We start from the raw sequence: 14,650 nt of genomic DNA, 5'->3' as shown, positions 1-14,650 counted from the left end.
ACTTAGAAAACATGACAATATTATATAAATCAATAACGATGAAAAAACTAGTCCTACTACTACTGCTCTTTACCGGAATAATGGCAAATGCACAAATTGTAAACATTCCGGATACCAATTTTAAAACAACATTATTATCCGCAAGTCCAACCGTTCAGATAGCGCAAGACTTTAACGATCAATGGATAAAAATTGACGCCAACAATGATGGTGAAATTCAAGAAAGCGAAGCAGAAGCTGTAAAAGTTTTAGCTATTTCCGAATTGTTGATATTCAACGTTACCGGACTTAACAGCTTTAGTAATGTTGAGGATTTAAGACTCTCTACAAGTTTGATATCATCATTAGATGTAAGTGCTTTAAGCAATCTTAGGATAATGACATGCTCCAACATGCCTATTCTGAACACTATAACAGCGAACAATTTAACGGATTTAACTGATTTATCTTGTTATAATTTAAACAACCTCAACAACTTAAATATTAGTAACCTGAACAGCTTAACAAAACTAAACTGTCTTAGCACTTCTATTGATACTTTAAATCTTAGTGGATTGACCAATCTTACAGAAATCCTTTTTTTAGGGAATACAACTACTTCTATAAATCTTACTGGACTTACTAACCTAACCAAACTAAACTGCTCATACAACCAGCTTACAACCTTAAATGTTAATGGACTTAGCAATCTTACCGATTTAAACTGTTCAGGTAATCAACTGACTAACTTGAATGGATTAACTGACCTTGTAAAATTAAATTGTAGCTATAATAAACTTACCGTTTTAAATGTAAACGGCATGGCAAGTTTAAGCGAATTGGATTGTTCTGGAAACGAGCTGACCAGCTTAACTGTTAACGGACTGACCAACCTTACAAAACTTTTTTGCAACAATACTAAAATAACCAATTTAAATATTAATGGGTTAACCAACTTAGTAACGTTAGAGACTAGTTATAATAACGAGCTTACAAGTGTAACTTTAGCCAACCTGACTAATCTACAGGAATTTAAAGTTATTGGTAATGTAGCCAGCAATTCAGAAACCTTAAGCCAACTAACTAGTTTGAACATTAATGGTTTACCAAATCTATCCAAATTAAATTGTAGCTATGGAAAGCTAACAACCTTAAATTTAAGTGGTCTTAATAATTTAACTGAATTGGATTGCTCTAGTAATCTAATCACTAGCTTAAATTTAACTAACCTGCCAAACATCCTAAAAGTAAACTGTTCCAGAAATTATATCTCCAATTTAGATGCTTCCAATTTGCCAAGTTTAGTAGAATTAACATGTGCTGGTGTCTATATAATAGGTGGTCAATATAGTGGTCAGTTGACCAATCTTAATGTAGTTGGTTTGGCTAATTTGAAAAAATTATCTTGTAGCGGAAATTTATTAACCAATCTTGATTTAACCGGATTAACTAGCTTAGAAGAATTGTACTGCGATGGTCTAAACAATATAGGACAACTTACTTCCCTAAATGTAAACAATTTAGCCAATCTAAGAATACTAAGTTGTATCAATCAACAACTTACCAACCTAAATGTGAGCAATTTGGTTAATCTAACGAATTTAAATTGTTCGTACAATGCCATTAGTAGTTTAGACTTAACAGGTTTGATTAACCTTGAAGTATTGGAATATGCTTACAATCAATTAGCCAACTTAAACTTAATTAATTTGCCTAATCTTAGAACTTTAAATTGTTCTTATAATCAATTACAAACTCTGAATGTGCTTAATTTAACCTCACTTGAAGATTTAATTTGTTCAAATAACCAATTAACTACTCTAAATTTAAGCGGCTTAACCAATCTAATAACTTTAAATTTTTCAAACAACAACCTCACCCTTACAAATGTTAGTGGCTTATCAACCAATCTTAAAACTCTAATTTGTATATCAAACAATTTAACGAATTTAGATGTGAGTAATCTACCAAATCTTGAAACTTTAAACTGTTATGCTAATGAACTTACCAGTTTAGAGGTAAGTAGTTTGACCAGTTTGAAATATTTAGATTTCGCTCAAAACCAAATCACAGCTATAGAAGTTAGTAACTTATCCTTACTTGAAACCTTAAATTGTGCCCGTAATCAACTGACCGATTTAAATATAAACGGTCTTAACAATCTAGTGACATTATATTGTGGTGAAAATCAATTGACAAGTTTAGATTTAACTAACCATCAAAATCTAAAATTTCTAGATTATTCTAATAATACAATCCCTGATTTGGATGTGAATTTTTTAACCAACCTAAATTCATTGGGATGTGCCGAAACTCAAAGTACAGTTTTGAATGTAAGCAATTTAACTAATCTTCAATCTTTATATTGTGACAACAATCAACTGACTACACTGGATATTAACAATTCACCTTATCTAAATGTATTAAGATGTAACGACAATCTGTTAACTACTTTATTTTTAAAAAATGGAAAAGCTGAACAAAGCTTAAATTTTAGTAATAACCCAAATTTGGAATATATCTGCGCCGATGATTCACAAATTCAAAGCATTCAAACAACGCTTAATGGTTTAGGAATGAATGCAACAGTTTCGAACTCTTACTGTACTTTCTCGCCAGGTGGAAATCACAACACTATAACAGGAATCGCCATTTTTGACGACAATAATGATGGTTGCGATGTAACCGATGTTGTAAATCCATTTGTTAGACTTAATGTAAGTGATGGAAATGAAAATGGTGCTACTGTTACTAATATTAATGGTACGTATAACTTTTACACCGGTGCCGGAAATTATACAATAGCACCAAATACAGAAAACCCAACTTGGTTCACTTTTTCGCCAAACTCAGCTGAATTTGAGTTTTTAAATGATAACAACAACATTTCAACCCAAAACTTTTGTATCACTGCTGTTGGTTTACACAAGGATATCGAAGTTGTTTTCACACAGTTAGAACCTGCAAGACCGGGCTTTGATGCAAAATACAAAGTAGTCTATAAAAATAAAGGAAATCAAATGTTATCTGGAACTGTTAATTTGCAATTTGATGATACTAAAACCGATTTTGTTTCGGCTACGCCAGCTGTTGATGTAACTGCAACTAACTCACTTTCATGGAACTTTACCAATCTGATGCCTTTTGAAAATAGAAGTATTGAATTGATGCTTAACATCAACTCACCTATGGAAACACCGGCGGTTAACAATGGAGACATCTTAAATTTCACTGCTTCCATAACACCAGTTGTTGATGATGAGCTTCCATCAGACAATCAATTTGTATTCAACCAAATTGTCTTGGGATCTTTTGACCCTAACGATATTATTTGTCTTGAAGGCGATACGGTTTCACCTACCGAAATTGGCAACTACCTACATTATGTTGTGAATTTTGAAAACACAGGAACCTTTTATGCCGAAAATGTAGTAGTTCGACTTGAAGTTGACAGTAACAAATACGACATGAATTCATTGCAATTACTGAACAGTTCTAATCCTTCTTCAACCAGAATTAGTGGTAATATAGTTGAGTTTGTAATGCAAAACATCAACCTTGCAGCAGCCACTGGAACGCCTCCTGTTGGCGGACACGGAGATGTATTGTTCAAAATAAAAACCAAAGACAACTTAGTTACAAATGATACCGTTTTACAAAGAGCAGGCATTTATTTCGACTATAATTTCCCAGTGATAACAAACAATGCAGAAACCACTTTTGCGGAACTAAGCAACCCTATTTTTGAACCAGATAATAGCGTTAAAATCTATCCAAATCCAACAAACGCTATCATCAACATCAATTGTAGCACAACAATTAAATCTATTGAATTATATGACATTCAAGGTCGATTATTGGAAACGCGTTTAGAGAATTCTAATACTGTGGTATTTGACATTAGCCCAAAACAAAATGGCGTTTATTTCTTGAAAATAACTTCTGAAATTGGTAGTAAAGTTGAAAAAATAATGAAAGAGTAAAAGGAAAAAGTTGATAAGTGATAAAGCGCAAATCTGAAAATGGTTTGTGCTTTTTCTATTTAAAAAACGGTCAAAATCAACTTTGATAAATAATTCTTAATTACCACTATCATTGGCGCTAATTTCATAAATTTGCTCACTCAAGACCTTTGGGTCGAACTGTATGTACCCGAGCGAAGCGAACGGAACGAAGTTAAATAAAAATTCAACCTATTGAAAAAGTTACTTTTTTGCCTCGGATTATGTTTGTTGGTGGCAAATGTTGCTTCTGCACAAAAAAAAACAACACCTATAAACATCGAGTACTCCGAATTTGCCGATAGAAATCAAGCCGAAATACCTGATGCATTGCTGTTACGCGGCAATGTCAGAATTAGCCATGACGGTGTGATTTTTACTTGCAATAAAGCCTATTTTTTTGAAAAAGAAAACTACCTGAAAGCTTTTGGCGATGTCCAAATGGTACAAGGCGATACACTTTTCCTCAATAGTAAATACGCCGAATATAATGGCGAAGTCAAACAAGCTTATGCCACGGGAAATGTAGTAATGCGTTCCCCGGAATCGACGTTGGTCACCGATACGATTAACTTTGACCGAAACAGTCAGGAAGCTTTCTACAATTCACACGCAACGATTACCAACAAAGACAACACTTTGAAAAGCAAATCGGGTCGTTATTATGCCAATGAAAAGAAGTTTAAATTCTTAACTGCGGTTACGATTACCAATCCGAAATACACCATCAAGTCGAATCATTTGGATTATTACACCAACTCGGGTCACTCCTATTTATTTGGTCCGTCGACCATTACCAGTAAAGAAAATTACATTTATACCGAAAAAGGATTTTATGATACCAAAAAGAATTTGGCCTATTTCAAACGAAAATCCTATATCAAATACAAAGACAGGCGCATTGAAGGCGACAGTTTGTATTATGACCGAAACCGAGAATATGCTTCGGCTACCAACAATGTAAAAATCACAGATTCTATTAATAAAGGTTTAATCAAAGGGCATTATGCCGAAATCTATCGCGATTTAAAAACGCAGAAAGATTCGATGATGATTACCAAAAAAGCGGTCGCAATTACTTTGGTAGAAAAAGATTCTATGTATGTTCATGGCAAAAAAATGATCATTACCGGAAAACCGGGCGAACGCATCGTAAGGGCTTTTAACAATGTGCGTTTCTATAAAACGGATATGAGTGGTAAATGTGATTCTATCCATTCCGATCAAAAAACCGGTTTGACCAAACTAATCAAAAATCCGATTCTTTGGAACTATGAAAACCAAATGACCGGTGATATTATGCATCTTATTGGCAACAACCAAACCGAAAAATTAGACTCACTCAAAGTACTCAACAATGCTTTCATCATCTCGAAAGATACACTCAGTACTGGTTATAATCAGGTCAAGGGACAAAATCTCTATGGAAAATTTGCAGACAATAAACTCCGGGAAGTGGACATCATCAAAAACACCGAAGTCATTTACTATATGCGAAATGACCAGCAAGAATTGATTGGCATCAACAAAAGCGTTAGCAGCAAAATCAATATGATTTTGGACAAAAACACTATAGAGACTATAACCAATTTCAACCAAGTAGAAGGCGAAATTTTTCCGGAAGCAGAACTACCGGAAAATGCACGGAAATTGCGAGGATTTATTTGGCGTGGCGATGAACGAATAAAAACAAAAGACGAGATTTTTCCTCAAGAAGAACTCGATTTGGATGCCAAGATTCAAGCGGAAAGTAAGGTTGAAAAGGCCGAAGTAGACAAACCTTTGGAACCCAGTAAAGAAACTTTAGACTACGACAAGAACAACCCGAAGCCAAAGGCTGAAAGGAACGAAGCTAATCCAAAACCAGTCGTAAAATAATGATTACTCAAATTTGTCCAAAATGCCATCAAGATGCTTTTACTTGGTACGTTAGCGAGGTATTACCCAACATAACAGTTTGGAGTTGTAATAATTGTCCATTGCAAATATTTGAAGAAGACCATGACGAAGAAATTTGTGAAAATTGTGATGAAAAAACCAAAACACTTTTAAGAAGCCAAGAAGAACAATTTAATTGGTGTTCCAATTGTAACACCGTCACGAATTACCAACTAAACGAATAAATCAACACCAGTTGAAACAAGATTTCCTAAAATACCAAGCGCAAACTTCACCGTATCCTTTGGGTATGGAAGTGTCGCATGCCATTGGCTCTTATATATACGACACCAATAATAAAAAATACTTAGACTTTGTAGCCGGAGTTTCCGCTTGCAGTTTGGGCCACCAACATCCGAGAGTCAATCAAGCGATTATTGACCAATTGAATAAATACTCCCATGTGATGGTTTATGGCGAATATGCCCAACATCCGGCGGTGGCTTATTGCAAATTGTTAGTCGAAAATTTACCGCCAAGTTTAAACAAAGTATATTTAGTCAATTCAGGAACCGAAGCTTGTGAAGGTGCTTTAAAGCTCGTTCGCAGAGTTACCGGCAGAAGTCAGTTGATTTCGTGTCACAATGCGTATCACGGAAACACTATGGGTTCGATGAGCGTTATGGGATTTGAAGAGCGAAAACAAATCTTCCGACCTTTGATACCCGACGTAGATTTCATTACCTTTAATAATGAAGCTGATTTAGAAAAAATCACCACCAAAACTGCCGGAATTATTCTGGAAAGCATTCAAGGTGGTGCCGGTTTTATCGAACCTAAAAATGATTTCTTAGCCAAAGTCAAAAAACGTTGCGAAGAAGTTGGAGCCTTAATGATTGTTGACGAAATCCAACCGGGTTTTGGCCGCACCGGAAAACTGTTCGGTTTTGAAAACTACAATGTCGTTCCCGACGTAGTTATCATAGGCAAAGGAATGGCCGGCGGAATGCCTGTTGGCGGATTTATAGCCAACTCTAACCACATGGACTTATTAAGTCATGATCCAAAATTGGGACACATCACCACTTTTGGCGGACATCCTGTCATAGCGGCAGCTTGCTTGGCTACTTTGGAAGAAATATTGGAAAAAGATTACGCCAAACAATCTTTAGCCAAAGAAAAGATTTTCCGCCAACTTTTGGTACATCCTTTGATAGAGGAAGTTAGAGGTCGAGGGCTAATGCTGGCGGCGATGACTAAAGATCCGGAAATTACCAATAAAGTGATTTTGAAATGTCAAGATAAAGGGTTGATTTTATTCTGGCTCTTATTTGAAGGTTGCGCCATCCGAATTACTCCTCCATTAACCCTCTCAGAAGACGAAATAAGAGAAGGTTGCGCCATCATCATCGAAGCGATGAATGAAGTGGCAGCAGAAATTAAAAACTAAACATTTAGTTTTCAATTCGATAAGAAATTTCAAGTGAACAAATTGTTAATTAAATTGTTTACAACAATACATCGCTTTCGCAAAAAACGAACAGCGTTTCCCTAATTTTATTAAGGATAATTTTAAAACCTACTAGTATGCACCTAGACCACGACGAAGAAGATTACAACTTATCCCTAGCGAAATTTGAGTCGATGTTGAAAACCAACAAAGTCTTGTTTTTCGATTCAGAGGAGTTCGAGGAAATTATACTGCATTATCTCGACATGGGGAAAGCCTCTTTAGCCAAGAAAGCTTTAAAATTAGGATTGGAACAACACCCAAAATCTACCGGATTAAAATTAGTTCAAGTAGAAATGTTGGTGTATGACGACAAATTGGATCAGGCAGAAAAGTTATTAAACGAATTGTACGCCATTGAACCAACCAACGAAGAAATTTTTATTCAAAAAGCCAACATATATTCTAAAAGAGACAATCACGAACAAGCCGTTGAGTTCTTGCAAACAGCACTTCTTTATACTGAAGATTACGCTGATGTATACAACTTAATCGGAATGGAATATCTTTTTATGGATAACCTTGAATTGGCGAAAGAAAACTTTATCAAATGTTTGGAAGAAGATTTCGAAGACCAATCGGCACTTTATAATGTAGTGTATTGCTTCGAGTTTTTGGACCAAAACCTTGATGCGATTGAATACCTAAAAACTTACATCGATAGAAATCCATATAGTGAAATCGCTTGGCATCAATCGGGTCGATTGTATTATGGCGTAAAAGATTATGAAAATGCGGTTCGTTCTTTCGAATTTGCTACTTATATAGATGATGAATTTCTTGGTGCTTATTTGGAAAAAGGGAAATCATTGGAACGTTTAAAAAGATATGAAGATGCCATTGAAAGCTACAATCGTACTATCGAATTAGACGACCCGACTTCTTATGCGTTATTGCGCATTGGGAAATGTTATGAAAAATTAGGCAACAAAGTTGAAGCTTTAAAATACTTTAACAAAACCGTACACGAAGATCCGCTTTTAGACAAAGGTTGGATTGCGATTACCGATTTTTATGTACGCCAAAAAAACTTCCAAAAAGCCTTATTCTATGTAAATAAAGCCTTGGCGATTGATGACCAAAATCGTTTGTATTGGAAGCGTTATGCGACCATCAACAAAGCGATGAGTATGTTTGAAGAAGCCGAATTTGGTTATAGAAAAGCGGTCGAACACGGCGATTACCAATTAGACACGTGGCTATTTTGGGTAGATATGATGCAAAATATGGGCGAATTCAACAATGCGATTCTGACCTTAATCCAAGCTGCAGAATATTTTCCGGAAGAATGCGAAATCGAATACCGTTTGGCCGGTTTGCATTTGTCTTTGCATGAAGAAGAAAAAGGAAACTTCCACTTGAACAATGGTTTGCGTTTGAATTCTAAACACAATACCATTTTGGAAGAATTGTTTCCAATGGTTTGGGAAAGACAATCGGTGCAAGACTACATATCGAAACACAAAAAATCGGAATAAATGTCGCGAAGACAATATGGTCTAATCGGGAAAAACATTTCCTATTCGTTTTCCAAAAAGTACTTTACCGAAAAGTTTGCTTTGGGCAAACTTGAAGATTGTTCTTATGAAAATTTCGACCTTCAATCTATTGAAGAATTCCCTAAACTAATAGCCAACAATCCTGATTTAAAAGGCTTAAACATTACTATTCCGTATAAAGAAGTTGTCATTCCGTATTTGGATAAATTATCTAAAACTGCGGCTCAAATTGGCGCTGTGAATGTTATTCGTTTCACCAAAAAAGGCAAGCTTAAAGGCTACAATTCCGATTATTACGGCTTTATGAAATCTTTGGAACCACTACTCCAACCACATCATAAAAAAGCTTTGATTTTAGGAACCGGAGGCGCAGCCAAAGCTGTAGCATTTGCACTCGACCAACTCGGAATTCTATACACTTTTGTTTCTCGTTCAGCCAAAGAAGGCATGATTGATTATGATAGAATCAACGCGACAACTTTCGATAATTATCATATCATCATCAATTGCACACCTTTAGGAACAAGTCCCGATATTAAAGCCTTCCCACCTATTCCGTATAACTTTTTCACTGAAAAACATATTGCTTTCGACCTAATCTACAATCCTTCAGCAACGCAGTTTTTGAAAAAGGCCAAGAAGAAAGGGACAATAACTAAAAACGGTTATGAAATGTTAGAGTTACAAGCAGAAAAAGCTTGGAAAATCTGGAATAAATAAATTGTTATGAATATCAAATTAATCGCCATTGGTAAAACTGATAACAAAGCATTGCAAACGCTCATTGACGATTACACCAAGCGTTTGTCTTTTTACATCAAGTTTGATTTGGAAATGATTCCCGACATCAAAAACGTCAAAAACCTTTCGGAAGCGCAACAAAAAGAAAAAGAAGGTGAATTGATTTTGTCCAAACTCACGCCAACCGACCAATTAATTTTATTGGACGAAAATGGTTCTACATTTTCAAGTGTTGGTTTTTCCGATTATTTACAGAAAAAAATGAATTCTGGCGTAAAAACTTTAGTATTTGTCATTGGCGGACCTTATGGCTTTAGCACCGAAATTTATAAAAAAGCTCGAGGCAAAGTGTCGCTTTCCGAGATGACTTTTTCGCATCAGATGGTTCGATTATTCTTTATCGAGCAGTTGTATCGTGGGTTCACGATTTTACGAAATGAACCTTACCACCATCAATAATAGTTTTCAGTTTAGTAGATGTATTCTTTGTTACTACTAACTGAAACGCCGAGTTGGGTAATCTTGAGATTTTTGATAAAGAGTTTGTATTCGATATATTTGCCGAAAGACATACCTTTATCGAAGGAGAAATATATCCTGAAAGGATTGGGTAACTTATTAATAAATTCCTGTAATTGATTTTTAGAGAAAACCAGTTCGTTGTAATGCACCAAATCATTTCGGTCTAAGTGGAAATACATTACCTCAAAATCGGGTTTTTCGAGTTTATAGGTTATTTGGGTGAATGGCATAAAAGCAAGATTCTTTTTAACCGTATCCGTATAAGTAAAGTAGTTTTCGGAAGTTTCCTTTTTATGAGAGCTTCCTTCTTTTTTAGCCTGTAGCTTTATCACTTCCAAAATCACCTTGCGCAAAGGCAATCGCTTGTCTACATTGAATAACCAATTGGTAGAACTGATGGAATTGTTTCGATTCACATCAACTATGGTATCATTTTCTTGCAACTTGAAAAAGAAATAAATCGGAGAATGATCTTTTACTTCTGCCACAATTGTTTCTTTAGCCACCGGTAATAAAACTTCTTTATCTTGGCAGGAAAACAGCAATAAACCAAACCCTAAAACGATTATTTTTTTCATATTTGCTCTCAAAATCTACAGCTTATTTTTAAGTAAAATTTTGTTCGCCAAATTACAAAAAGTTGGGCATGCTTTTCAAATAATCAAATAAAAATTAATGCTTAATTATGAGTTTTACATTTATTGATTGACCATCAACCGCTAATCTCAAAATATAAAAACCATTTGAAAATGTTGACACATTAAAATTTCCATCAACAATATTTATCGGAGAAACTTGACCCATCATATTGACCAATTCACCTGAAATACTTTGATTGGCAAAAGTGGAAACAGTCACTATATCATTGGCCGGATTCGGATAAACAACTATTTTTTCAATCTCCGGAACGGTATTTATATCTAAAAAATTGTCTTTCCCAAAATAGTAAATACCTTCTTGAACAAAATCGCGATTGACCAAATTAGACATCGCAATTGGAATATTATTAACACTGAAACTTAGGTTTTTGAACGATAAAACTTGTCCGCCAACCGAAGTAAACGGTACTTGTGTAAAAGCCGTTTCTGCAGCATTTGAAATATAAAAACCTTCTTCACTAAAAGGAATTGTAGTTGTTCGAACTAGCACATATATCTTGTTATTATAATCAAATTTCACTTCCACTACTTTGTTAGAAGAAGTCGTACCTAAATTGATATTATGTTGATTCCAAGTCTGATCTGTGGTATTCCAACTATAAAGTGCTGTATTGGTCACAGCATATAATTTATCAAACCTGTCCATAAAAATGTCTCTTATTGAACTTGGCAAACTTGGCAATTGCGTCCAAGAACTTCCTTCGTTACTCGAAAAAGCAATAATATTCTGTGCAGTTTGCATGGATGTTCCCAAAATATAATGATTTTGAAACCCGGAGCAAATTTTGTTAAAACTCAAAAAAGACGGAAACTGTCCCGAAACATTTTGGAACAAAATATTCCAAGACGAACCCATATTCGGACTATAATTCACGTTATCCTGAACGGCATGCTGAACCATCGAAATAGAACCATTATTCCCTAAAAACATTTTCTGTGGAAATAAAATATTATAAACCGGAGCCAATGGAGCCGTTGTATCATCGGCGATAACCGAAAGACTGTTGCCTTCATTGGCTGTTTTGGCAATAAAATGCATTCCGCCTATAACGCATTGTCCATCATTGGCTGTTCCCATTGCAATTGTTCGGGTAAAATCAAGATTTTCCATCAATGTTTGCGAAGACCAGGTTAGATTATTTAAATTTAATTTGGATAAAAATGAAGTCGAAGTCGATGCGCTATACAACTGATTGTCTGCTGAAACCGCCATTAAATCTGTTGGCATCAACAATCCATTATTTATAGGCGTAACTGAAAGATTGTCAGCATTTACTTTATGAATTCCGTTAACGCGAATACCAGAAAAAAGTGCCGATTGGTTACCGGTAACTATAATCTCGTGCGCTTTGTTGACATTGCTTATAATACTCCAAACGTTATTGGTAAAAGCCAATATACCTGAATTAGTGGTAGCCAATAACCTTTGGTTAACCGAATCATAAGCAATTTTAGAAACCGCTGCGTTGGTCGGAATCCCAATCAATTCATTCCACGTTTGTCCCGAATCTATACTTTTATAAACCTTTCCGTTTCCGGAATCTTTAACCGATGCAAAAACAGTTGAGCCATCAACAGCCAAATCAGTCACTTCTAAACCGGCAAAACCAATTGACGTCCAAACGCCATTATTGAGGTTTGTTGACTTAAAAATTCCATCTGAAGTGTTTGACAAAACCTCATTATCATTCAGAAAATGAAAACCTGTCGGATAGAAGTTTAGAGTTGGTAACGCACTAAAATTGTTTCCATTATCGATAGAAATAAATAAGTTATTCTGAATTTCTCCCGAAGCCGGACCAATAGTTGAAACCAAAACGGTAAAATCGTTCAATCCATAGGCCAATAATAAAGGCCCAAAACCAGAATTTCCGCCACCGCCGTTCAGATTGTTGCTTTGCCAACTCGCACCAAAATTATCTGTATAAATAATTCCACTCGACGAAGTCAGACAAAATATGCGATTACTAACTTTAGAAGCTTTTATACTTCCGACACCATAAAAAGCAGGAACATTTACAAACGGCGTCCAAACATCAGATTGATTATCGCTGTAATAAATCCATCGATCGGCAGTGATGGCATAATTTAATGTTGCTCCGGCTGACATCCAAACAGCAGCATTGGCATCATTAAAATTAGTTAGTTTTTGCCAAGTGCTTTGCGCATTTATCGCTTGATTTAAAAAAAAGAATGAAATAAAAATCCCAAAAATCGCTTTAGTGCTTTTCATGTTTCGTTATTAAATAAAAATCAAAATAAGGAATTATCAACGAAACATCAAGCGTTTTGGAGGTAGACAAAAGGTGAACTGAGAAAACAAAAAACTCATTTACAACAACTTAAACAAAAAGAAGTAAGATTATGACAAATCCTTAAGAAGATAAATGCTGTACCAATTTGATGCTTTCAAGGGCTTCCTTTACATCATGAACTCGGAGAATATTAGCGCCTTTTTGTAAAGCGATTGTATTCAAAACGCTCGTACCATTCAACGCAAACTCAGCGGAAGTGTCGAGCGTCTTATAAATCATTGATTTTCTCGAAACTCCAACTAGAATTGGCAATTCCAACATTCGAAACAACTCTAAGTTGTTCATGACTTCAAAATTTTGTTCTAAAGTTTTAGCAAAGCCAAATCCCGGATCGATAATCAAATCGTTGATGCCCATACTTCTTGCCTGAGCCACTTTTTCAGAAAAGTAAAACAATACTTCTTTGGTAACATTTTGATATTGAGCCAAACTTTGCATCGTCTGCGGATTGCCTTTCATGTGCATCATAATATAAGGCACTTGTAATTCGGTAACGGTTGGCATCATGTTTTCGTCTAAACTTCCTGCGGAAATGTCATTGATGATACACGCTCCGTTTTCAATTGCGATTTTGGCGACATTCGCACGAAAAGTATCAACTGAAATTAAAGTTTCCGGAAAATGTTGCAGCACCGATTTCACTATGGGAATCAATCGTTCTATTTCCTCATTTTCCGTAACAAATTCGGCACTCGGTTTACTTGAATACGCTCCGATATCGATAAAAGTTGCGCCTTCGGTCAGCATTTTTTCTACTTGAGTAAGCAGGCTTTTTTCATCGGCATATTTTCCACCGTCAAAAAAGGAATTGGGTGTAACATTCAATATTCCCATGACTTTGGGAGAAGACAAATCGATTAGTTTTCCGAGGCAGTTAATGGTCATTTGCATTTTAAGTTAGTTCTAAGATTTTGTCCTTTGTACTTCAATCTTTATTCTTTACTTTTGGGGAAATTTGACACAAAGATACATTGAAATGAGTAATACTTCTCAAGAATATGACAAGGTTATCGCCATTTGCCGACAACTTTATATTAACAAAATGAAAGACTACGGTAGTGCTTGGAGAATCTTGAGATTGCCTTCTTTAACCGATCAAATATTCATCAAAGCACAACGCATCCGCAGTTTGCAACAAAACGACGTTCGCAAAGTAGACGAAGACGAAACAGGTGAATTTATCGGAATCATCAACTACTCGATTATGGCTTTAATTCAATTGGATTTAGGCGTAGTAGAACAACCCGATTTGGAGGTAGCGAAAGCGACTGAACTTTACGATGCCAAAGTTGCATTGACCAAATCGTTGATGGAAAATAAAAACCACGATTATGGCGAAGCTTGGCGCGAAATGCGTGTAAGTTCACTAACCGATTTAATCCTACAAAAGTTACTTCGCGTAAAGCAAATAGAAGACAATCAAGGAAAAACAATCGTTTCTGAAGGCATTGATGCCAATTATCAGGACATGATTAATTATTCGGTTTTTGCTTTAATTCTGATGAAATTCGGACAATAAAATTGAAGCTCCAAAATTTAAATCAAT

11 protein-coding genes are annotated in these 14,650 nt (G+C 35.4%); 8 read left to right on the top strand and 3 right to left on the bottom strand.

Annotated features, from left to right (window positions below):
- Positions 1-38 precede the first annotated feature (38 nt).
- The 7 genes from B3C16_RS04395 to rlmH all read left to right on the top strand — a co-directional run bounded on the left by B3C16_RS04395 (position 39) and on the right by rlmH (position 10,067).
- Positions 39-3,962 (top strand): DUF7619 domain-containing protein, encoded by a 3,924-nt coding sequence (locus B3C16_RS04395; RefSeq protein ID WP_291129207.1) that lies wholly within the window; start codon positions 39-41, stop codon positions 3,960-3,962.
- Positions 3,963-4,175: 213 nt separating this feature from the next.
- Entirely contained in the window at positions 4,176-5,858 is a 1,683-nt protein-coding gene (locus B3C16_RS04390) for an OstA-like protein (RefSeq protein WP_291129206.1), read from the top strand.
- Positions 5,858-6,103: a hypothetical protein gene (locus B3C16_RS04385; RefSeq protein ID WP_121314586.1), complete on the top strand. Its 246-nt coding sequence runs from the start codon at positions 5,858-5,860 to the stop codon at positions 6,101-6,103. Before B3C16_RS04390 ends, B3C16_RS04385 begins: the two co-directional genes overlap by 1 nt.
- Positions 6,104-6,114: 11 nt before the next feature.
- Entirely contained in the window at positions 6,115-7,308 is a 1,194-nt protein-coding gene (locus B3C16_RS04380; RefSeq protein WP_121314588.1) for an aspartate aminotransferase family protein, read from the top strand.
- 137 nt (positions 7,309-7,445) lie between these two features.
- The gene (locus B3C16_RS04375; protein WP_121314589.1) at positions 7,446-8,846 is read left to right on the top strand and encodes a tetratricopeptide repeat protein; all 1,401 of its coding nucleotides are present in this window, start codon (positions 7,446-7,448) and stop codon (positions 8,844-8,846) included.
- Entirely contained in the window at positions 8,847-9,587 is a 741-nt protein-coding gene (locus B3C16_RS04370) for a shikimate dehydrogenase family protein (protein ID WP_291129198.1), read from the top strand.
- 6 nt (positions 9,588-9,593) lie between these two features.
- Positions 9,594-10,067, top strand: coding sequence for a 23S rRNA (pseudouridine(1915)-N(3))-methyltransferase RlmH (rlmH, locus tag B3C16_RS04365; protein ID WP_291129195.1), 474 nt, complete (start codon positions 9,594-9,596; stop codon positions 10,065-10,067).
- Between the two features lie 11 nt (positions 10,068-10,078).
- Here the strand turns inward: rlmH and B3C16_RS04360 are convergent, their stop codons facing one another.
- From B3C16_RS04360 to folP, 3 genes are all read right to left on the bottom strand, one after another.
- On the bottom strand, positions 10,079-10,708 hold the full coding sequence (locus B3C16_RS04360; protein WP_291129192.1) for a hypothetical protein: 630 nt from the start codon (positions 10,706-10,708) through the stop codon (positions 10,079-10,081).
- Between the two features lie 94 nt (positions 10,709-10,802).
- Positions 10,803-13,022 (bottom strand): T9SS type A sorting domain-containing protein, encoded by a 2,220-nt coding sequence (locus B3C16_RS04355; RefSeq protein WP_291129189.1) that lies wholly within the window; start codon positions 13,020-13,022, stop codon positions 10,803-10,805.
- A gap of 142 nt (positions 13,023-13,164) precedes the next feature.
- Positions 13,165-13,989: a dihydropteroate synthase gene (folP, locus tag B3C16_RS04350; protein ID WP_291129186.1), complete on the bottom strand. Its 825-nt coding sequence runs from the start codon at positions 13,987-13,989 to the stop codon at positions 13,165-13,167.
- 91 nt (positions 13,990-14,080) lie between these two features.
- Here folP and B3C16_RS04345 point away from each other — a divergent pair, with 91 nt between their 5' ends.
- Entirely contained in the window at positions 14,081-14,623 is a 543-nt protein-coding gene (locus B3C16_RS04345) for a DUF1599 domain-containing protein (protein ID WP_121314598.1), read from the top strand.
- The last annotated feature ends 27 nt before the right edge of the window (positions 14,624-14,650 follow it).

Source organism: Flavobacterium sp. UBA7682, from assembly GCF_002482945.1.
Taxonomy (GTDB): Bacteria; Bacteroidota; Bacteroidia; order Flavobacteriales; family Flavobacteriaceae; genus Flavobacterium.
The sequence above is the reverse complement of the archived record's forward strand: the minus strand, read 5'-3'. Positions and strand labels throughout refer to the sequence as shown.